Origin of the sequence: Sphingosinicella flava (assembly GCF_016025255.1) — a bacterium.
GTDB lineage: Bacteria > Pseudomonadota > Alphaproteobacteria > Sphingomonadales > Sphingomonadaceae > Allosphingosinicella > Allosphingosinicella flava.
Map to the genome: position 1 here is coordinate 1113441 of NZ_CP065592.1, position 20673 is coordinate 1134113.

At 64.8% G+C, this 20673-nt stretch carries 25 protein-coding genes; 6 read left to right on the forward strand and 19 right to left on the reverse strand.

Translation table 11 applies throughout. The features are described 5' to 3' along the window. On the forward strand, window positions 1–336 hold the full coding sequence (locus tag IC614_RS05780; protein WP_200972938.1) for a hypothetical protein: 336 nt from the start codon (window positions 1–3) through the stop codon (window positions 334–336). A gap of 4 nt (window positions 337–340) precedes the next feature. Here the strand turns inward: IC614_RS05780 and IC614_RS05785 are convergent, their stop codons facing one another. From IC614_RS05785 to IC614_RS05870, 18 genes are all read right to left on the reverse strand, one after another. Then, window positions 341–730: a DUF3168 domain-containing protein gene (locus tag IC614_RS05785; protein WP_200972939.1), complete on the reverse strand. Its 390-nt coding sequence runs from the start codon at window positions 728–730 to the stop codon at window positions 341–343. Further along, entirely contained in the window at window positions 721–924 is a 204-nt protein-coding gene (locus tag IC614_RS05790; protein WP_200972940.1) for a hypothetical protein, read from the reverse strand. The genes IC614_RS05785 and IC614_RS05790 overlap by 10 nt, the downstream gene beginning before the upstream one ends. Further along, on the reverse strand, window positions 924–1454 hold the full coding sequence (locus IC614_RS05795; protein ID WP_200972941.1) for a head-tail connector protein: 531 nt from the start codon (window positions 1452–1454) through the stop codon (window positions 924–926). The genes IC614_RS05790 and IC614_RS05795 overlap by 1 nt, the downstream gene beginning before the upstream one ends. Before the next feature lie 73 nt (window positions 1455–1527). Further along, window positions 1528–2643, reverse strand: a complete 1116-nt coding sequence (locus IC614_RS05800) for a phage major capsid protein (protein ID WP_200972942.1) — start codon at window positions 2641–2643, stop codon at window positions 1528–1530. A 105-nt stretch (window positions 2644–2748) separates the two neighbouring features. Next, complete coding sequence (locus IC614_RS05805) at window positions 2749–3174, reverse strand: HK97 family phage prohead protease (RefSeq protein ID WP_200972943.1); 426 nt, start codon at window positions 3172–3174, stop codon at window positions 2749–2751. Then, on the reverse strand, window positions 3171–3485 hold the full coding sequence (locus IC614_RS05810) for a DUF6127 family protein (RefSeq protein WP_200972944.1): 315 nt from the start codon (window positions 3483–3485) through the stop codon (window positions 3171–3173). Before IC614_RS05810 ends, IC614_RS05805 begins: the two co-directional genes overlap by 4 nt. Before the next feature lie 106 nt (window positions 3486–3591). Continuing rightward, window positions 3592–4734 carry a phage portal protein gene (locus tag IC614_RS05815; RefSeq protein ID WP_200972945.1) on the reverse strand — a complete coding sequence of 381 codons (1143 nt, stop codon included), beginning with the start codon at window positions 4732–4734 and terminating at the stop codon, window positions 3592–3594. A gap of 62 nt (window positions 4735–4796) precedes the next feature. After that, on the reverse strand, window positions 4797–5300 hold the full coding sequence (locus tag IC614_RS05820) for a hypothetical protein (RefSeq protein WP_200972946.1): 504 nt from the start codon (window positions 5298–5300) through the stop codon (window positions 4797–4799). 43 nt (window positions 5301–5343) lie between these two features. Further along, entirely contained in the window at window positions 5344–6672 is a 1329-nt protein-coding gene (locus IC614_RS05825; RefSeq protein WP_200972947.1) for a DNA-packaging protein, read from the reverse strand. Beyond that, window positions 6669–7208 (reverse strand): hypothetical protein, encoded by a 540-nt coding sequence (locus tag IC614_RS05830; RefSeq protein ID WP_200972948.1) that lies wholly within the window; start codon window positions 7206–7208, stop codon window positions 6669–6671. The genes IC614_RS05825 and IC614_RS05830 overlap by 4 nt, the downstream gene beginning before the upstream one ends. 131 nt (window positions 7209–7339) lie before the next feature. Next, window positions 7340–7795, reverse strand: a complete 456-nt coding sequence (locus tag IC614_RS05835) for a DUF6265 family protein (protein ID WP_200972949.1) — start codon at window positions 7793–7795, stop codon at window positions 7340–7342. Between the two features lie 73 nt (window positions 7796–7868). Next, window positions 7869–8060, reverse strand: coding sequence for a hypothetical protein (locus IC614_RS05840; protein ID WP_200972950.1), 192 nt, complete (start codon window positions 8058–8060; stop codon window positions 7869–7871). Window positions 8061–8172: 112 nt separating this feature from the next. After that, window positions 8173–8937: a sulfite exporter TauE/SafE family protein gene (locus IC614_RS05845; protein WP_200973117.1), complete on the reverse strand. Its 765-nt coding sequence runs from the start codon at window positions 8935–8937 to the stop codon at window positions 8173–8175. Between the two features lie 81 nt (window positions 8938–9018). Then, a complete protein-coding gene (locus tag IC614_RS05850) occupies window positions 9019–9669 on the reverse strand; it encodes a glutathione S-transferase family protein (RefSeq protein ID WP_200972951.1) in 651 nt (216 codons plus the stop codon). A gap of 33 nt (window positions 9670–9702) precedes the next feature. Then, complete coding sequence (locus tag IC614_RS05855) at window positions 9703–10488, reverse strand: TSUP family transporter (protein WP_226372748.1); 786 nt, start codon at window positions 10486–10488, stop codon at window positions 9703–9705. Window positions 10489–10513: 25 nt separating this feature from the next. Further along, window positions 10514–12109, reverse strand: a complete 1596-nt coding sequence (locus tag IC614_RS05860) for a M20/M25/M40 family metallo-hydrolase (protein ID WP_200972952.1) — start codon at window positions 12107–12109, stop codon at window positions 10514–10516. A gap of 85 nt (window positions 12110–12194) precedes the next feature. Beyond that, window positions 12195–12902 (reverse strand): PilZ domain-containing protein, encoded by a 708-nt coding sequence (locus tag IC614_RS05865; protein WP_200972953.1) that lies wholly within the window; start codon window positions 12900–12902, stop codon window positions 12195–12197. A gap of 65 nt (window positions 12903–12967) precedes the next feature. Next, on the reverse strand, window positions 12968–13465 hold the full coding sequence (locus tag IC614_RS05870) for a DUF6456 domain-containing protein (RefSeq protein ID WP_226372749.1): 498 nt from the start codon (window positions 13463–13465) through the stop codon (window positions 12968–12970). A 93-nt stretch (window positions 13466–13558) separates the two neighbouring features. Here IC614_RS05870 and IC614_RS05875 point away from each other — a divergent pair, with 93 nt between their 5' ends. Together IC614_RS05875 and IC614_RS05880 are read left to right on the forward strand one after the other, a co-directional pair. Next, on the forward strand, window positions 13559–14122 hold the full coding sequence (locus IC614_RS05875) for a helix-turn-helix domain-containing protein (protein ID WP_200972954.1): 564 nt from the start codon (window positions 13559–13561) through the stop codon (window positions 14120–14122). A gap of 192 nt (window positions 14123–14314) precedes the next feature. Further along, window positions 14315–15028 carry an aspartate/glutamate racemase family protein gene (locus tag IC614_RS05880; protein WP_200972955.1) on the forward strand — a complete coding sequence of 238 codons (714 nt, stop codon included), beginning with the start codon at window positions 14315–14317 and terminating at the stop codon, window positions 15026–15028. Window positions 15029–15066: 38 nt separating this feature from the next. Here the strand turns inward: IC614_RS05880 and IC614_RS05885 are convergent, their stop codons facing one another. Next, window positions 15067–17301: a putative bifunctional diguanylate cyclase/phosphodiesterase gene (locus tag IC614_RS05885; protein WP_200972956.1), complete on the reverse strand. Its 2235-nt coding sequence runs from the start codon at window positions 17299–17301 to the stop codon at window positions 15067–15069. A gap of 408 nt (window positions 17302–17709) precedes the next feature. On the opposite strand from IC614_RS05885, the gene IC614_RS05890 reads away from it, so the two are divergent. The 3 genes from IC614_RS05890 (at window position 17710) to IC614_RS05900 (ending at window position 20659) form a co-directional block, all read left to right on the forward strand. Then, on the forward strand, window positions 17710–18618 hold the full coding sequence (locus IC614_RS05890) for a winged helix DNA-binding protein (RefSeq protein ID WP_200972957.1): 909 nt from the start codon (window positions 17710–17712) through the stop codon (window positions 18616–18618). Between the two features lie 101 nt (window positions 18619–18719). Beyond that, complete coding sequence (locus IC614_RS05895) at window positions 18720–20093, forward strand: alkaline phosphatase PhoX (RefSeq protein ID WP_200972958.1); 1374 nt, start codon at window positions 18720–18722, stop codon at window positions 20091–20093. A gap of 83 nt (window positions 20094–20176) precedes the next feature. After that, entirely contained in the window at window positions 20177–20659 is a 483-nt protein-coding gene (locus IC614_RS05900; protein WP_200972959.1) for a hypothetical protein, read from the forward strand. Window positions 20660–20673 lie beyond the last annotated feature (14 nt).

A 20673-nucleotide genomic window follows, 5' to 3' on the forward strand; every position in this document is an offset into this window, starting at 1 on the left:
ATGTTTTCTCTTGCACTCAGCATGGTCCTCGCCGCCGCTGCCGCGGCGCCGGATCCCGTCATTCCCGCCCGCAAGGCCTATTCCGCCTGCCTCAACAAGGTGACGATCGAAAATCTCGACAAGAAAACCGATGCCTCGGCTTTCGATGGCCTCCTTCAAGGCGCCTGCGCCGCGCCGGAGGCGGAATTGAAAAAGGCCTTGATCGCCAGCGATCTCGCCCGCGGCTTCAAGCGCAAGGATGCCGAAGAGGGCGCGGCCCTTCAGATCGACGACTATCTCGCCGTCGCGAAGGAGGATTATCGCGGCTATCAGGAAAGCAAGACGAAACCGAACTGAGCGGTCAGCGCGCGAGCTCCAGCAAGCGGGCCCTGAATTCCGCGAGGCCGGTCCATCCCGTTCCGCTTCGCACGACGCGGCTGCGCAGGAAACGCAGGGTCACGATTTCCCAATCCGCCAGCATTGCAGGCGACGCAAGAATTGCCGCCTCCGCCGCGCCCATCAATGCGTGCAATCGCGCCGCGCTCGGCCCTTTGTCGGCGATCGTGACCGCGATCCGTACCTCCCGTCCCGCGCGATCCTTGCAGCTCCAGTCGCTCTCCGGCCCGATCTCGACCACCGCATGCGGAAAGGCTGCGCCTTGCGCCGCGCCGTGATGCACGCCGCCCGGCAAGGCCAAATTCGTCAGCGCCGCGCTGAGCGTTTCGGCAAGCGCCGCTCCCGTCATCGCCATCCTCCCATCCGCAACCAGCTTAACGCCCGATCCAGAACCAGCCTGCGCCGCAATCCCGGGCCGGTCAGCCTGATGACCTCCCGCCCGGCTTCCACTTTAATGTCCCCGGGCAGCGATGCGCGCGCTTCCGCGGCAAGCGTCTCCACCCGCCGCTCCGCCGCCGCCTGAACCCGCTTTTCCAAAATATCGAACATCAGGCACATCGTCCGAACGGCATGCGCCGCCACGGCCGCCACAAAGCCGTCACTGCCGCCGGCGGACCTTGGCCGTCTCCCGTATCGCGCGCCGCGTATAAATGCGCCGCGAGCCGCACGATCCCCTGCCGCAGCGCCTCCGGCACCTCCGTCCAGGTCGCGGCGATTCCGGCACGGAAGGTGATGCGCACCGTCTTCACGCCGTTCGTCACCCGCACCCAACCGTCGCCCGCCGCGTCGATGTCGATCTCATAATCCCCGGTCGGCAGCGCCTCGCCATCCCGATCAACGACGCCCAGGATCGCGTTGACCGGCGTTGCGCTCAAGCGCCGCCAGCCTGCTTCGCCCGCCATCGTCTCGCTTCCATCCCGCGCCACCAGCCACTGGCCGGTAAAGGCCTCGCAAAGGGCGGCGGCGCTCGCCGTCATGACGCCAAGCACCGCGTCCTCGCTCGCGCCCTCGATCCGCGCATAGGCCTTCACCGCGGCCAGGGCTTCCGCCAACGCCGCGCCTTCGATCACATTCCCCATAATTCCTCCGCCCCGAAAGGGTCGCGCCGCCCCGGCAAAGGGGGAAACCGGGACGGCGCAGACAAGATCGGCGTTAGGCCGAAAACTTCAGCAATTTGATCGCTTCCGAATTCACCACAGCGCCGCCCACGCGTTTGGTCGCATAGAAATGCACGAACGGCTTGTTGGTGAACGGATCGCGCAGGATCTGCGTCTCCGCCCGCTCCGCGATCAGATAGCCCGCCTTGAAATTGCCGAATGCGATGGACAGGCTGTCCGCCGCCACGTCGGGCATGTCTTCGGCCTCCGCGACCGGATAGCCAAGCAAGGTGTCCGGCTGCCCCGCCACGAGGCCCGGCTGCCACAGGAACGCGCCGTCGCTCGTCTTGAACTTCCGGATCCGCGCCGCCGTCGCACTATTCATCACGAACACCGCGCCCTGCCGGTAAGGCGAGCGCAGCGCCTGGACGAGGTCGATCAGCTTGTCCTGCGGGTTGGACGCCGCGAAACCGCCCGCGACGCCGGTCGTGATGAACTGAAGCGTCCCGAACGGCCGCACGCCATCGGCCTGCGCGCTGTTCGGCGAAGCCAGGAAGCCGCGCGGACGGTTGGTCCCGTTCCCCGCCACGAACGCCGCGCCCTCGGCCCGCGCAAATTCCGTTGCGATCTCGCTCGCCAGCCACGCCTCGACATCGAACGCCGCGTCGTCGAGCATCGCCTGAGAGGCCGCCGGGTTGGCGTAAAGCTCCCCGAACGGCGGCGCCACTTCGGCGAAATCCGGCGTGTTCGTTTCCGGCCGCCCCGCCGTGCCCGACACCCAGCCCGATGGCGTGCCTCCAGTCGTCACCAGCTTGCGATATCCCGCCGATCCCACCTTCACGACATTGGCGATGGCGCGGATCGGGGAAATCGCCGTCAGCGTCTTCTCGATGGCCGCGTCGATCTCCTCCGGCACCGCATAGCCGCCCGCTGCGTCCGTGGCGCCCGACACCGCTTTCACCTCCAGCCCCGTCTCCACGCCCTTGCGCACATAACCGTCAAATGCGGCGCTCTTGACGCCCGATAGCGGAGCCCGCGCCCCCGCCACCGCCGCCGCGTCGACCCGTCCCCTCAACGCCGCGACTTCCTCGCGAAGCGCCGCGACATCCTCGTCCTGCCGCTCGATCGCGTCGAACGACGCCTCCAACGGATCCGCTTTCACTTCCAACATTCGCTCTTCTCCTCACGCATGATCAAAAGCCCCTCCCTTCGATGGGGGGAGAGGTTGGGGAGGGGTGATGTCCCCACCCACACAGATTTTCAGAATAGGAAGCCCTCAGCCTTCCACCGCATGCACCCGCGCCTTGGGCTGCATCGGAAAGGTCACCAGGCTCACCTCGACCAGATCGAGATCGGTAAGCTCCCTCGGCTCGGCCCCCGAAGCCGCCCGCACCCGATACCCAAAGGACAGCCCCCGCACCGCGCCCGCGCCCAGCAAGCGCGCCGCCTCGCCATCCGCCACGCGCCCGATCACCCGCAGCCCGCGCCCGTCTTCGGCCAAAAGCTCGATCCGCCCGATCGGCCGCCCCGCCTGATGCTGCCACAGCAAGGGCACTTCGCCCCCGCGCTTCAGCGCCCGCGCAAAGGCGCCCGCCCGCACCACGTCCCCGCCCCGGTCCACCCGGTCGAACACGGCGGCATAGCCCGCAAATCTAAGCCCCTCTCCCCTTTGCGGGAGAGGGGTTGGGGAGAGGGGCCTCATGGCAGCAGATCCTTGACCCCCATCTTCACCGCCATGCCGAGCACCAGCAGCATCAGCCCGATCCGCACCGCCCAGCCGACGAATGCCGCCCGCGCCGACTTCTTGGCGTCACGCCAGGCCTGCAAAAGCTCGCGCAACTCATCCATGTCCCGCCGCGCCCCCGGCTCATTGAGGCCGATCGCGCCCAGCGCCCGCTCCGCCCCCGCCTGGCTCGCTTCCTCAACCAGAGCGCGGAGCGTCACCAGCTCCACCCCCTTCGCCTCCGCCTGAGCCATCAGGCGGGCCAGCATCGATGCGCTTCCACTTTCCATTATCGTAATCCCGTCTGTTCCTTCTCCCGGTGGGAGAAGGATACGAAGCCTTGCGGCTCTGCCGCCTAGGCGAAGTTGGATGAGGGTGACCGAGAGCCGCTCGCCCTCACCCCTGCCCCTCTCCCGCTGGGAGAGGGGAGAAGCCCAGCATCTCCCGTTTCTCGTCCCGTGTCAGGAAATCCGCGCCGCTCACTTGCGCCCAGAGCCGCTCCCGGTCCTCCGCCAGCGCCGTCACCAGATCGAGATCGACGTCCAGCTTCACCCCCGGCCACCAGGCTGAAAGCCCCGCCGAAATCCCGCCCAAAATCTTGTCCAGCATCGGCAGCAAGGTAAGCCTCCAAAGCGCCCGGTTCGCTTCCCGGTAATTGGCGTAGGTCGCGTCCCCCGGCAGGCCCAGCAGCATCGGCGGCACCCCAAAGGCCAGCGCGATCTCCCGCGCCGCCGCCGCCTTCAGCCCCACGAAATCCATATCGGCTGGGGTCAGGCTCATCGCCTGCCACTTGAGGCCGCCCTCCAGCAGCATCGGCCGCCCGGCATTGCCCGCGCCCTGGAACGCTGCCTCCATCTCCTCTCTCAGCCGCCGATATTGATCGCCGGACAGCGCTGCCCCGTCTCCCGGCGCATAGACGAGCGCGCCGGAAGGCCGCGCCGCATTGTCGAGCAGGGCCTTGTTCCACCGCGTCGCCGCATTGTGGATCGCCACCGCTCCCGCCGCAGCGCCGAGGCATCCCAACCCATAATGATCGTCGAGCGGATGCACCGCCTTCAGGTGCAGGATCGAAGGCCGCCCCAACCCGTCTCGCGCCGCGAACCGCGTCCGCGCCGCGCCAGCCTTGTAGAGGTAAGCAACAGGCCACCCGCCCGCATCCGTCTCCACGCTCACCCGCTCGGGCCGCAACGCGAATAATTCCGCCGGCTCGCCGCCCGCATCCTGGATCACCTGAATGAAGGCATTGCCATGCAGCAGCAAATGCGCCGCCACCGTCTCCAGCAATGCCCCCGTCTTGGTCAGGGCCGTTGCCCGTCCCGAACCTGCCGCCTGGCCGCTCTCCGCTTCGAAGATCGGGGCCCCGCTCACCCCCTCGGCCACCAACCGCAAGGCGCGTTGCGCCACCGGATTGGCGAGCACCGCCTCCCGCACCTGTCCTTCATAGGAGCGCGGCCAACCCGCCTCGCTCCGGTCCTGCCACGCGCCCAACAAAAAAGGCCGCCCGGCATCCCGGACGGCCTTGCGACCCCACCATTTCATATCTGTCTCCGTTCTACGGTGTCTTCACCGCTCCCGTCCCTGGCGGAAAGCCGGCACTGGCATCAATTTTCCGCTTTCGCCGCGCTGCCCGCGCCTGGCATCTCATCCACGCATCGGCGCAGCATGCTCACGGCCTCGCCGCTATTCTTGACGTCCAGCCTTTTGACATAGTCCAGCGCCGGCAAGACATAGGTCAGGCTGTCCGCCGTCATCAGCTGTTCCACGAAAAAGGCGTTGATAGGGGCAATGAACCCGCTCGTCCCCTCGCTTGTGAAATAGACGATCTGGCTGGGATGGAATGTCCGTCCCTCGTCCAGCGACAATTCGGCGCCGCCGCTGCCGGTTGCCGGCGACCGCAATCCCCTGTCGGCAACGGTCAGAAGCGGGCTCTCATTCTTGAAAAAGTCGATCCGCAGCCGCGCATCGTCCCCGAAAAAGGCGTCCATTCGGCAGCCGCTGCGCTCCTCATTTTCCTCGATCGTCCAGCCCGCCGTCACCGGCCATTCCTTCGCCGTCACCGGCTGCACGCCCGCCGCAAGCATCCATATTCCAGCCACCCAGCGCATGATCGGCCTCCTTGGTGCGATCCTATGCGCCCTTCCTGTAAAGTCAAAGCGACCGCACCGACGGCGCGCCCGCCCCCTTCCCCAGCATCAATTCCGTCATCGCCCACACCAGCGCGTCCGCCCGGTCCGGCGAGCGGCCCGGGCCCTGATAGCCGCCGCCCGCCACCAGTCCGGCAAGCTCGTCCTCCAGGTCCGGGAAGGCCCCGACGAACCTGGCGCGCCCTGTTTCGAACAAAGCCGCCACGGGCTCGGCGCGCGCCACCTTGCCGCGGCTGGCATGGACCAGCTTCACCGGCAGTCCGGTTTCGGCCGCCCGCAACACGCTCTCCACCATCTGCCCGCCATTATTGGCCTCCGCGATCACCCGGTCGGCGCCATGGCGCGCGGCGGCTCCCGCCACCGCCCGCGCCCAGCCTTCGGGGCGGGCGCCCTGCACCGAATGATCGCCGATGACATAAGCGGCATCGTCCATGCCCAGCCCTACCGCGACGATGCCGCACGCATCGCCCTCCGCGCTCGCCGGCGGATCGACGCCGATCACGACGCGGCGCCATTCGCCGGCGGGCTTGTCCCCCACCTTGCAGGCGTCGATCAGCGCGCGGGTCCACAATGCGCCCTCGACATCGTCGATCAATTCGCCGTCCAGTTCCTGCCGCCCCAGCCGGGTTCCCGCATAAGCACGCATCATCGCCTTGACGAAAGCCGGGGGCAGGTTCGCATTCTCCCCCGTTTTCCCCCGGTGCACGGCGACGCCCTCGCCGCCCGCGGCCAGTTCGCGGATCAGGCGCACGGGCCGGGGCGTTGTCGTGATGAGGGTGCGGGGCCGCTCCCCCAGCCGCAGGCCCAGCTGCAAATTGCTCCACGCCTGGTCGGGAAAGCGCCATTTCGCCAATTCGTCGCACCAGGCGAAATGATGCTCCGGCCCGCGCAATTTTTCCGGCGCACCGCCTGAATAGATGGCGGCCTCGGCGCCGGATGGAAAAACCAGCCGGCCGTTCGCGGATTCCCATCGCGGGCGCTCGCCGGTGCCGGCGACGGCCAGCACGCCGCTTTGCCCCTCGATCATCACCTTGCGCACATCCTCGGCGGTGCCGCCGACCAGGGCGATCCGCGCATCGCCATGGTCCCGCGCCAGCGCGCAGACCCATTCGGCCCCGGCCCGCGTCTTGCCGAACCCCCGGCCCGCCATCAACAGCCAGGTGCGCCATGTGCCCGGCGGTTCGATCTGCCCGTCATGCGCCCAGGCGGGCCAATGCTCGTTGAGCGTCCGCTTCTGCGGTTCGGTCAGCCGCGTGACGATCCAGCGATGATCGTCCTCTTCAGCATCGGTCAGGGCTTCGATAACCTCTTGGAGGCCGTCTCCGCCGCTCATTGGCCGTCCGCCTTGCGGGCGCGGCGGGCTTTCAGGATTTTGAGCTTGGCCAGGATCGCCTCGGTCAATTCCTCGTTGCTGGCCTTGCGCGGCTTCACCCCGGCGGCCCGCATCTTGCCCTGAATGGTGCCGAGCTGGTGCCGGAGGAGGTTGAGGGCCAGCGCGGTATCCATCGCCTGGATGTCGGGCGGCGGGGGCACGTCCTCCGCCTCCCCTTCTTCATCGTCATTCCGTTTGCCTTCAAGCGTCAGCGGCCCCTTCATCGCCCGTTCGACCAGCATGGTTTCCAGCTGGGCGTAACCCGCCATCATCGCCGCCTGCCATTGCTCGGCGAAATCGGGATCGCGGCGGCGGAGCGCGAACGCGCTGTTATCCGTCATCCCGGCCGCCTCCGCCGCCTTCGCCACGTTGCAAACCGCCGCCAGGTGATCGAGAAAGATCTTCCTTTTCTTGGGCGTCCAGCCGTCACGCCGCACCGATCGCACTTGCCGCAAGCGGCCCTTGCCGGGCGCGATCTTCACCACTTCGTCCGCCATCTCACACTCCATGCAAAAGGGCCGGTGCGATTTCTCGCCCGGCCCTTCCTTTTCATTGGCTACAATTCTTCAGCGTGCCTTGCTTGTGCCATATGAGCGTGACGATGTCAAGGTATTTTTACCGATTTGGTTCAGCAATGGGAATTGAACGGCGCCGCCTGATAAATCCACAAGGCGCTGTCCTGAGCGTTGGTACCTGAAATGGTGGCCGTCAGCCGGTTCACGTCCCGGCGGTATGTGATGCGCTGCGGGAAATCATGCGCCTTGTTCTCGAACGTCACTTCATTGGGCTTGGCATCGACCAGGGGAAAGGCCGTGGCGGGCGCGCCGCGCGGCTGGGCGAGGAAGACGAGGGTGCCGTTCCGCGATTCGATCCGCATTTGCTCCCAGCTGACGCTCTTCCTGCCAATCGTGATGCTGTGGCCCAGTTGAATGCCGCCCTTCGGTTTGCTCCACGTCTCGGTCACTTCGCGCTCACCGTCGCATTCCAGCCAATAGCCCGCGAGCCAGCTCAGATCCGGCTTTGCTGGCGGCGCTTGCGCGGCCATGCCAAGCGCCGCACTTGCGATGATGCCCGTCCAGATCATGCCTGCCTCCCCTTTGATCGGGGGGAGCTTATGTCACGCGGCGGCGGACGTCACGCCCACTGGCATCACGCCGTCACGCGCATTGGGCGAGCGACCTGTGGCCCTGCGCCAGGGTCCGGGTTTCGCTGATGCGCGCGCGCTCCATGTGCAGCGACGATAATTTGAGATGCGCCTCGCACGCCGTCAGCGAGGTGGCCTTCAGGCCCAGGTCCAGCTCCCGCAGGGCACGGGCGCGGTGATAGGCGGCGTCAGTTTGAAAATGCATGTCACCCCGCGATTTCTCCGGCAACTTTCGTCCGGTTCTCAGCTGGATAAGGCAAAATTCTTGCGGAGTCGCGAAGGAGAATTACCCACAGTTTTTCCAACTTGCCGGCCGATCAGGCGATGGCGCGATAGATGCCGTAAAGGCTGGTCGCGATCAGCACGATCCCCACCATGACGAGCAAGCCGCGTGCCGGGACGTGGCGGACGACCCGGGCCCCGAGCGGCGCGGCCAGCAGTCCTCCGGCCAGCAACCCGATCGTCGGCGCCCCGAGCGATCCGATGCCGAGGTTGAACAGGAAGGACAACGAAATGCTCAGCGTCAGAAAAAATTCGGCGGTGTTCACCGTACCCACGACCTTGCGCGGATGAGCGCCCTGGACGAGCAGGTTGGACGTCACGATCGGCCCCCAGCCGCCCCCGCCCGCCGCGTCGAGGAACCCGCCCGCGAGGCCCAGCGGCTCGACGATCTTGGGCGCGCGCTCGACATGGACATGGCGCAGGCTTCGCCACAGCAGATAAACGGCGACAAGGGCGAGATAGGCGAGGACGAAGGGCCGCGCGGTCTCGGCCGGGACGTTGGTCAGCACATAGGCGCCGAGCACGCCGCCGATCACGCCGGGAATGGCGATGCGTGCCAGCAGCTTCCAGTCGACGTTGCGGTGCAGGATGTGGCTGATCCCCGACGCGGCGGTGGTGAAGCATTCCGCGACATGGACGCGCGCCGACGCGATGGCCGGGGGCACGCCGATGCTGATCAGCAGCGTGCTCGAAATCAGTCCGAACGCCATGCCGAGCGCGCCGTCCACGATCTGCGCGGCGAAGCCGATGGCGATGAAGGGAAGGACGTCGGCCAGCGAGAAGCTGGAAAAATCGATCATGGCCACCCGGGTCTCAAAAACGTTCACGACTAGCGGCAAGGGCGGGGCGATCGCCCCGCCGGTCGCCGGAGGGTGGAGCGCTCAGGCCGCCATCACCTTTTCCAGAAACCCCTTTTCCTTCTCCACCCACGGCTTGAAGCTCGGGCGGGCGAGGATCGAGTCGATATAGCGCGTGAGCTTGGGATAGGTTTCCGGATCGACCGTCACTTTCAGGTGCCGAAGATTGGCGAAGGGGCTCGCGACCGCGATGTCGGCGAGCGTCAGCCGGTCCTCGACCAGGAAGCCGCTTTCCGGCATCACGCCTTCCAGATAAGCGAGCAACGGCGGCAATTCATCGCATTCCGCCGCATCCGCCACCGCGGCATCGCCTTCCCGCTTCAGGAAAACCGGCGCCACCACCCTGTTATAAAAAAGTTTTCCGCTGCAAGCCCCCAATATTGTATCCGCGAATTCATCGTACCAGATCGCCCGTGCCCGGGCTTTCGGTTCAATTGGGATCAGGTTCGGCTCGGGCTGCTTGGCTTCAAGATAGGTGATGATCGCGCTCGAATCCGAAATCGCGAAGTCGCCGTCGCAAAAGCCGGGCATTTTCTTGAATGGGCTGGCGCGCAGAAATTCCGGGTCTTCGGACCCAAGCCCAAGCGGTTTCACCTCAAGCTCGATCCCCTTCTCCGCCGCGAAGGCCAGCACCTTGCGCACGAACGGCGACATGGACGAACCATAAACGATCATCTGGCTTCCCCTTAACAGTTTCGATGTGAAACCTTATTGAATCCGCAGATATTGCGCAAGCGGGTTGGCGGAATCGGACACCATCTTGATGGTGAGCGCGACCGACATGAGGGCGAGCAACGGACGGATCACCCGCGCGCCGAACCGCATGGCGGTTGAGGCGCCGATCGTCGCGCCCACCATATTGGCGAGCGCCATTGCGAGACCCGTGATCCACAGCACATGCCCGCCAGCCGCTAGCACGGCCAGCGCGACGATATTGCTGGCAAAATTCAGCACTTTGGTATGCGCCGTCGCCCGAAGCAGGCCCAATCCCGCGAGCAATATGAAGGCGAGCATGTAGAAGGATCCGGCGCCCGGCCCGAAAAAGCCGTCGTAAAAACCGACGCTACCCGCCGCCACGCCGAAGCCGAACGCCCCCACCCGCCGCGTCCGGTCTTCGTCCGTCATCCTAGGCGACAGCAGGAAATGGCCCGCAATAATGATCAGCAGGCCGGGCAGGATCGCCGCCAGCACCGCCGGGTCGATGACTTGCACGGTAAGAGCGCCCGCGCCCGCCCCGGCCAGCGTGCAGAGGATCGGCACTCCCATCCGCCGGATATCGACATGCCCCGCCCGCGCGAAGCGGAAAGCGGCGGTCGCGGTGCCGAAGGTCGATTGGAGCTTGTTCGTGCCAAGCGCCGCGACCGGCGGCACGCCCGCCGTCAGCAAGGCCGGAAGGGTAATGAGCCCGCCCCCCCCCGCCATCGCATCGATGAAACCGGCCGCGCCCGCCGCGGCCACGAGCAGGAGAAAAGTATCGAAACCATATTCCATCATTCCGGCGAACCCTGCTCTTCAGGCCTCAATCCTCTTCCGGATTGTCATATTCGAACGGATTGCTGTCCTTGGGCTGGGTCGGAAGGACGTTCCTTGGAATGACCTTGTCGCTGTCCGCCGCGGACAGCAGCACGCTCGCCATGACCGCCGCCGCCTGGCGCAAATCCTGCGGCCTCAAATGATCGAACGTGTCGACCGCCGAATGGTGGACGGTCGAATCGTAATCGAGCGGATCCTGGATGAACTGAAAGGCCGGAAGGCCGATCGCCGCCATGCCGACATGGTCGGTCCCGCTCGTCGGCGCCGCGACCACGCTCGACGCGCCCAGGCTCGACAGCGGCCCGAACCAGTCCTTCAGCACCGGCACAGCCGCGAAATTTCCCTCGGCATAGACGCCGCGCAGCTTGCCGCCGCCATTGTCCATGTTGAAATAGGCGATCAGATCCTTGAAGCCCGGCAACGGCGTCACCGGATAATTGTACAGGGCGCCATAACGGCCCGCCGCCGCCATTTCGCCGACCGCGGCCGGACGCTTGGCGAGATGCCGGTCGATATAGGCCAAGGAACCGTGCAAGCCCTGCTCCTCTCCCGACCACAAGGCGAAGCGGATCGTCCGCTTCGGTTTCACGCCGAGGCTGGAGAGGATCCGCGCCGCCTCCATGACGACGGCGCTGCCCGCGGCATTGTCGGCGGCGCCGTCGGCCGCCACCCAGCTGTCGAGGTGCGCACCCGCCATGACATAGCCGGCCTTCGGATCGGTGCCGGGGATTTCCGCGAAGATATTATAGGCATTGGTGTCGCTGTCGTCGAAATGAACGTTGCTGTTCAGCTCCAGCGTCACCGGCCCCGTCTTGGCGAGCCGGGCGAGACGGCGATAATCCTCGGCCGCGATTTCGACGCCGGGGAGTGACGGGGTTTCGCCGACGCCATAGGCATAGCCCGTGCCATGGACGAGCCCGTCGTTGCGATAGGCCATGCGCGCCCAGGCGATCGCGCCTTCGGCTTTCAGGAAAGCGTCGAGCTTCATCGGAAAGGCCCGGCGCTTCACGCGGCGCTTCAGGCCGTCCTGATTGGTCGTCGGCTGCTCATAAGTGTCCATCGCGCTGATGTCGGACGATTCGTAGCGGCGAAAGGCGGCATCGGTCGCATCGGCCGGATCTTCCGGATAGCTGACAAGGACGATCTTCCCCTGCAACTTGCCGCGCCATTCGTCGAAATGATCCTCGTCGCTGATCGGCGCGACGATGACAGGCGCGCTGATCGTGCCGGTCGTCGCGGGCGTCCAGGCGACCGGAATCGAGCGGAGGAGGATCGGACGGGGCGCGATCATCTTGGCGCTCGCGCTTTCGATCCACCAGCCGCGGCCGAAATCGAAGGGTTCGGCATGAACGTTCTTCAGGCCCCATGCGCGGAACTTGTCCTGCGTCCACTTCTCGGCGGCGCGCATGGCTGGCGAATTGGTGAGGCGGCCGCCGATCCGGTCCGTCAGATAAGCGGTGTTTTCCACCACTTCGCCATGGTTCATCGCCTGGTCGACGATCTTGTTGAGCATCGACGTGTCCGCCGCAGTGGCGGAAACGGAGACGGTGGCAAGCAGCATCGCTGCGGTCAGCATACGCATTGTTTGGAAAGCCCTCCCTGGATTCGAAGGGAAGGCCTATCGCCGTTTTGACGGGGGAACAATCACCGCACGGTAGGCGGCTCGATCAAGGGCGCTGGACCGACCCCATCCTGCTCGCGATCTCGATGCGTTTGCCAAGCCAGGACACCAGTTCGTCGAACGACAGCATGGCGTCGAATGCAATGCCGATCATCCCATCTTCGCTCCACCGGATCTCGCCACGGACCGGCGGAAGGTGCTCGACAGTCACGACCGCGACCTTGCCGATCGCCTTTTCGCACCGGAGCGCGACCTTCATGCCCCCGACCGAAATGTCGCGAACCTCGACCTGATGGTAGATGCCGTCGATACGGACGGTGGCGGAGCAGCGCATTTCCATGCGGGGCGGCCGGGGCCGGAAGCCGATACGGGGCTTCTCGACCGCGAAAATGGTGCGGATATCGACATTCTCGTCGAACCGGATGCCGATATTATGATCGCGAATCCACGCCACGGCGCCTGGAATGCGCCGGCCGGAATCCAGCTCTACGGTGACGGCCTCGTCGGCATCGGGAAGCGTGCTGACTTCCGCCATCAGGCCTCCGGCCGAAATATTGCGGATGCGGCAGGCGATGTCGCTGCCCTTACGCTCGATCCGCGCAATCGGCAGCATGGCCAGGATGCGCGGGTCCGCCCGCCGTTCGTCCGGGCGCGGAATCTGCGTCGTCAACGACACGAGAGCGGCCCCGAACGCCGCCAGATCGTCGGCCTCCCGCCGCCCCCGCCCTTTCCATATCCACTGAATCAGCTTCATGAGTCGGATGCTAAGGCACCGCATCTTAATTTTGCGTAGCCATGCGAAGATTTTTTGGTACCTTTTCAAGGCAATCGATAATGTTCCGCCAGCCTGTCGAGGGCCAGCGAGAGCACCAGCTTTCCGGCACGCGCGGGCCAGCCGAGCGCTTGTTCGGCATCACGCATCCCTTCACCCGCGCAAACCACCCGCCACAATATGTCCGACAGGCCCGGCCCGGCTATGGCGACCGCCGTTTCGAAACGGCGTTTGGCATCGATTTGCGAAGCGAGAGGATCGTTCGGTTCCGGAGCGCCGCGGGCCACGCGGCTATTGGGCGGAGCGTCCCAGCGCATCGTGACCGATGGCGCCAATCGAGCGCGCTCCCAATCCGTGCGGAGCCGCTCCCCGGCATCGAATTGCCGTTCTGAAATCAGGCCCCGCACTTTCAGCCAGCCGAGCGGAGATTCCAAAGCGTTGACGGTAACCCTGCGCGCAGGGCGTTCCGATTTTCCCCGCGCGCATCCGTCCCTGGGTACCGCACGCTCCACCAGCAATCTCTTTTGCAATGCCGCCTCCGCCATTTTCGCTCCTTCAGAATCATTTGCGAAATGTTGTTGCCACAGCGGGCATTCTGTAGGAAAGCGAATAACCGTTCTGGTTATAGGAAAGACGTGATGATTACCCGTATCCGTGAGGTTCGCCGCGCGAAAAAGATGACGCTTCAGGATGTTGCGGACCGTTGCGACCCGCCGACCACGCCGCAGACCATCGGCCGGCTGGAAACCGGCACGCGCACAGTATCGGTCGGCTGGCTCAACCGGATCGCCGGCGCGCTCGGTGTCGAGGCGGCCGATCTGGTGAAACTGCCCGATCAGGAGGACATACCCGTCGCCGCCTTATTGGGTGCCGACGGCGCCGACGCACCGCGCCGGGAGACGGTCGTGCTTCCGCCTCGGCCTGAAGCGGGCATGATCGCGGTCGGCGTGGTTTCCGCGGTGGGCGATTACCGGAGCGGTGACGAAATCTGGCTCCGCCGCCTCGGTCCGGACCATTTCGCGCAAGCAATGAACAAGGACTGCCTTTTCCCCCGCTCCGCCGGCCGTTTCGTTTTCGGCCGCCTGATTGGCCGGGAAGATGGCAAGCTGCACGTTCTGCCGCTCGGATCCGGCCAGCGCCAAATGGTCATCTCTAACCCACCCTGGGCGGCGGTCGCCACCCGGCTTGTCCGCCCCCTCTGAGGCGGCGCTCCGTTCACCGCGTTTCGATGGCCAAACCCTTGATCTGACAAGAGTGTTTCTTTAGTTCGCGCTTCATCCTTCAACTAAGCCTGCGATATTCTATCGTCAAATTGTTGGGGGGTTAAAGTCTTCTTACTTCAAGGACATGCACGTCCGGCGACGCTGGGCGGGGACATGCGCGGGATATTTGACGTGCGTAAATTGGGGCTGATCGGCGGTTTGAGCTGGGTTTCAACCGCCCTTTATTATGAAACGATCAATAAAGAGGTCGCCCGGCGCAAGGGCGGTCTTCATTCCGCGCCCATCATTCTTGAAAGCCTGGACCTTGCACCGCTCGCAAGCATGCAATTTTCCGGACGCTGGCAAGAGGCTTCCGAAGTGGCGACCGCCGCGGCGGTCCGGCTCGCCGGGGCGGGCGCCGAAGCCTTGGTTCTGTGCAGCAATACGGCCCACAAATATGCAGGCGACATCGAAGCCACGACCGGCATTCCGCTCATTCACATCGGCGCTGTCACGGCGGACAGGCTCGCCGCCGACGGCGTGAAGCGGGCGGCTCTCATCGGGACGCGCTTCAGCATGGAGGATGATTTCTTCCGGACTTGGTTCGAAGAGCGCGATATCGAGATCGCAACCCCCGAGCCTGCGATGATGGCGGAAATCGACCGCATCATTTTCGACGAGCTGGTGTTGGGCAAGGTGTCCCGCATTTCCCAGCGGACCTTGAAGACGGCGATCACGAACCTTGCCCAGGCGCGCAATCAGGCGGTGATCCTCGGCTGCACGGAACTCGTCATGCTCGTCGATCCGATTGCAAACGTCTTGCCGGTCTATGACACGACGGCTCTTCACGCAAAGGCGGCGGCTGACTGGATTCTCGGCGACGAGAGGATATCGCTGGCGGCTTGACCGGCCGGCAGCCTCGCGATGTGAGGCAGTCGAATGCTTTAGCTTATGCCAGCCCTGCGAGGTAAGTCCGCCACCGCAGGCGAATGAAGCGCGGCGATGATGTCCGGCCAGCGCCCCGTGTCGATGGCGAATTTCTGCCAGAAGGCATCCGACCCGATCTTCGCAGCCGTCATCGGCATGCCGAACAGATATCCTTGTCCGATATCGCAGCCTTGCGCCTGCAGATAAGCCGCCTGCCGCAAATCCTCGATCCCTTCCGCGACCACGCGCATGCCCAGATTGTGGCCCAGCGTGATAACCGCGCGCACGATCGATGCGTCCTCACCCTCTTGCGCCAGGTCGCGAATGAAGCTCTGGTCGATCTTCAGCGTGTCGATCGGGAAGCGCTTCAGGTGAGACAGAGAAGCGTAACCCGTGCCGAAGTCGTCGAGCGCGATCCGGATGCCTGCGGCGCTCAATGTCCGAAGCGTATCTTCGACCCCGTCGCTCCCATGGCCCAGGAAGGCGGTTTCCGTGATTTCGATCTGAAACAGCTCCGCCGCGATGCCGCGTTCCCGAAGATCGTTGAGCAATCGGGCCGCAAAGTCGGTTTGCTGAAATTCGAGAGCCGATACGTTGACCGCGACATGGCCGACGGGTCGCCCCGCCGCCAACAAGGCGCTCAAATCCTCCAATACCTTTCCGATCATGCGCGTGCTGATCGCGGCGGCCAATTCGGCATCCTCGAACGCGCTTGCGGCGACGCCCGGCCGTTGGATCTCGCCATCGCCATCGCTCCAGCGCAGCAAGGCCTCGAACCCGTATAAGGCGCCGGTCGTCAGGTCGATCTTGGGCTGGTAATAAGGCAGGACGCGATCTTCGGCGAGCGCCGCCTTGATCCGCCTGACGCCTGCCACGCGTTGCTGCATGTCGTGGCGCATGTTTCCTTCATAATGAACGGCGCGCCCTCGCCCTGCCGCTTTCGCGGCATAAAGCGCCAGATCGGCATTCTTCAAAAGGTCGCTGGGATCGCCGTCATCGTCGGGATAGAGAGTCGCGCCGATGCTAGCGCGGCTGTCGAGTATCTTGCCGCCGAAACTCATCGGCTCGCGCAGTTTCGCGAGAATGTCGTCAATGGCCAGCGTCAGCCCGCGCCGGTCCGCGAGATGGGGCAGGATGAGCGCGAACTCGTCGCCGCCAAGCCGCGCCGCCGTCCACCCTTTTCGGCAGCAATCGCGCAGGCGCCGTGCAATCTCGCACAGCAGGGCGTCTCCGGCATCGTGCCCCAACGTGTCGTTGACCTGCTTGAAATTGTCGAGGTCGACGATCATCAGGCCGGTCTTGCCGCCCGACTTGGTTTCGGACCCGATCGCCATATGCAGACGCCGCTGGAACAAGGTCCGATTGGGAAGCTCCGTCAGCGGGTCGTGCGTGGCGAGCCATTCCATCCGTTCCTCGGCCCGCTTCCGGTCGGTGATGTCCCGGGCGACCGCGAGCACGCCCCAGATCGCGGCACTCCCCGATTTTAGCGGGGCGACGCGCACTTCGGCGCGGCGCGACTTCCCGCCCAATTCCAGAATGTCGATTTCGTAGGGCGTATCTTCGATGATGCCGTCGGTCGCTTGCTGATGCATGGCGCGCACCGCATCCTGATGATCGGGATCGATGAAATCGAAGACGTTGCGGCCGACCATTTCGGCGGGTGAAGAGCAGCCCAGCATGCTCAACCCGGCGGGATTGACCTTCATGATCCGTCCGCCGAGAGAAACGACCATTACGCATTCAGGCTGGGCGTCGAGCATCGCGCGCAATTGCTCCTCGCTGTCGCGCAGTGCCGCCTCGGTTTCCTTCTGATCGCTGATGTCGCTGACGAAACCCTCCAGCCAAAGGGGCTCGCCTTGATCGTTATAGGATGCCCGACCGCGATCGAGCACCCACAATTCGCGCCCCGTCTTGTGCTTTGTGCGATAGACCACGGAGTAATTGCGCCGCTCCATGATGGCGGCGGCGAGCTCCTGCTGGAGCTTTACCATGTCCTCCGGATTGATGAGGTCACGCCAGACGGCGCGGCCCTGCCAGAAATCGTCGGCCGAATAACCGGTCAACGCCTCGACACCCGCGCTGACATGTTCGGCGACATGAACGCCAGGCGGCGGGACATGCAACGGGCAGCGGTAAGCACATCCGGGCAGATTCTGGAGCAATGCGGTCAGGTGTTCGTCCGCATCCAAGACATTGGGCGGTGTGAAAAGCACGGCATCATCGACCGTCGACGCCTCGCTTTCCTCTTCCACTGTCAGGATATGTTCCAGCGCCAGCTCCCTTTTCGTCCGAGAGCTCCTCTCGTTCTTGACTGGAATATAAGCATGAAAGCAATGAATCTTTTCTAAAGATTGCGCCTGCCGCACCCTTTTCCGGAGCGCGGTCAAGAACCTAGGTCCGCAACGAGAAACATCCGAAACGGATCAATCTACCCGACAGAAATGCAGCTCAGCAGGGACTTTGTTCATTTCGCTTTCCGAACATCGGATGATCGTGCGGGGAGGCGAATGCGCAAGAATCGGCCCCTTAAAGCGGCGGTTCGCTCTGGAATGGCGGCATGTCGCACGGTGAATAATGGCCGTTTCGGAGCGGTGATACGCTGCGTTTCCTCCGCTTCGGCGCCAAAGTGGCGGGAAGAACACCACTTTGGGACGGTAGCCATGACTCCGCAAATCGCGCATGATGCGCTGGACATGATCGAATATCGCGAAGCTCCCTCGATCCTCATTTTCACCGACAGCGAGGCTGCGACGACGCGGGCCGCGGCATCCGCGAAGCGGGCCGGTTACCGGGTGCAAGGGGTGGCCGGCATCGCCAACGGCCTCGAAAGGCTGGGCGAACAAATCGCTCTCGACGCGGTATTGGTCGAGGTGGATGGGGACCAAGGCGCGGTCATGGACCGCCTTCTCGACCGCCTGAATCAGGCTGCGCGCGAGGCGCGTCACGCCACGATCGTCTCCGTCCCGGCGCACATGATCGATGCCGTCGCCGCGCGCACCGCCGATCCCAGCGTCTATCAACTGGTCGATGCCACGGATGCCGATCGCGAAGAGGCGTTGCGTCTCGCGGCCCAGCCTTCCCGGCCATTCCTGCACGATGTCGGCAAGGGCAATGCTCCCATCCGGCTTCAGCAATTGAGCGAAGAGGTCAGCCGCATTGCCGGCATCCTCGCCAATCTGTCGGAAGAAGAAAAAGACGGTGCCGCAGAAACGGGCGCGGCCGGCGTCACGGCCCAGCAGGTGCGGGGAATGATCCGCGCCCGGCGTCTGCGCGATCAATATTTCGGCGCCGACCTTTTCGCCGATCCGGCCTGGGACATGCTCCTCGATCTCATGGCGGCGCGCCTGGAACGCCAGCGCGTCGCGGTATCCAGTCTGTGCATCGCCGCCGCAGTCCCGGCCACGACCGCGCTGCGCTGGATCAAGACGCTGACGGAACATGGCCTGTTCGTCCGCTCGGCGGATCCGGAGGATGGCCGCCGCGTCTATATCGAATTGTCCGAAGGCGCGGCTGCCGCCCTTTCGGCCTATCTGCGCGCCGCCCAACGCCAATCGCCCTTCCTAAGCTGAAGCCCTGACAGCGCGCTTGCGCGGCCAGGCGAAGTGCGCAACATTTCCGACATCTTCTCTCGTCATTGTTGCGGGAAGATTCCTTTCCTGCAGGACGCTCGATGCTTTCCAGACGCACGTTCACGCTTGGCCTCACCTCGACCGCCTTTGCCGGCCTAGCCCTCGGCGGATGCGCGGGCGGCATTCGGAGCGGCACCGCGCCCCGGGTTCGCGGCTATGGCCCGCTGCGCCGCGACCCCGCGGGCCTGATCGACCTTCCGGACGGCTTTGGCTACAGGATCATCTCGCAGCTCGGCGACGCGATGGATGACGGCCTGCAAGTGCCGGACCGGGCGGACGGCATGGGCGCTTTCCGTCTCGACGGGCACCGGATGGCGCTCATCCGGAATCACGAACTCGACACCCGGCACGGCGTCTTGAAAACCGTGGGCGGCGGCAGCGCAACCGGCTTCCCCGCCTTCGATCATTATGCCGATGGCTCCGCTCTGCCCGGCGGCACCACGACCCTCATCTACGATTATCGCGCGCAGCGGGTCGAGGCCCAGTATCTCAGTCTCGCGGGCACCCTTCGCAATTGCGCGGGCGGCGCGACACCCTGGGGCAGTTGGCTCACCTGCGAGGAAAATGTCAGCCGCGCCGGGACGGGCGGGATCGCCCGCGATCATGGCTGGGTGTTCGAAGTCCCCGCCAGCGCGCGCGGGCCCATGTCTCCGCAACCGCTGACGGCGATGGGCCGCTTCAATCATGAGGCGGCGGCCGTCGATCCGCGCACCGGCATCGTCTATCTGACCGAGGATCGCGACGACAGCCTCTTCTATCGCTTCATCCCCAATGTCCCCGGCGCGCTTTCCAGGGGCGGCAGGCTTCAGGCGCTGGCCTTTCGCGACGCGGCGCTCGTGCCCGATACGCGCAACTGGTCGGGCGCCACGTTCCCGCTCCGGGAATGGCGCGATGTGCGCTGGATCGATCTTGATCATGTCGAAGCGCCGGAGGACGATTTGCGCCAACGCGGCCATGCGGGCGGAGCCGCCCTTTTCGCGCGCGGGGAAGGCATCCATTTCGGCCGGAACGAGCTTTATTTCTGCTGCACCAGCGGCGGCGCCGCCAAGCTCAGCCAGATCATGCGCTACCGCCCCTCGCGCTTCGAAGGGCGCCCGGAAGAAGGATCGGCGCCGGGCCGGGTGCAGATCTTCGTCGAATCGGCGGATCCGGAAGCGCTGAATTACGGCGACAACCTGACCGTCGCGCCGGGCGGCCACCTGATCGTCTGCGAAGATCAATATACCGATGTCGTCCTCAATCACCTGCGCGGCGTCACGCCCGATGGAAAGCTCTACGACGTCGCTTTCCTCCATGCGCAGACGGAGCTTGCGGGGGTCTGCTTCTCCCCGGACGGCGCGACGATGTTCGTCAACCTCTACAGCCCGGCAAAGACGCTTGCGATCACCGGGCCCTGGAACGCGTTTCGGACGTAAGGCCGATTTCGCCCTCCGGTTGACGGCGCAGCGCAGCCCTGCGATCCTCGCTTCTTCGGGTAAAATGCAGGGGAATGGTGACGATGGCGAATATCTTGATTTGGGGAAGCATGGTCGCGGCGACCGCTGCGGTTTCAACCCCCGCTTCGGATCGCACGGCGGCGCTGTTGGCGAATTCGATGGTCACCTGCACCGCCCTCGTGGCGAGCCCCGAGATGCGCACCCAGCTGTTTGGCGGGAAAATCCCGGATTATGTACGTGACGATCTGCAGTCGCTTCAGCATGGAAATGGCAGCTACGAATATGACGGGACGGAAATGTCCGCCGACAGCAAAAGCTGCCGGGTCGCGCGCCGGGGCTATGGCGAATCGGTCGTTCTCCCCTTCGACGCCGCCCTCGCCCAATTCGAACAGCGCCTGTCGCCGCTTGGCCTGAAGCTGGAGCGCATCGCGGATGATAAGGGCGTTACGTGGAAGGTCGGAGGCGTGTCCATATCCGAATACCGGTCGAGCGAACCGATGTACTCCCGGTCCCTGACCTTCACGCCCCAAGCCGCCAATCCGTAACGGGCATCGGGGCC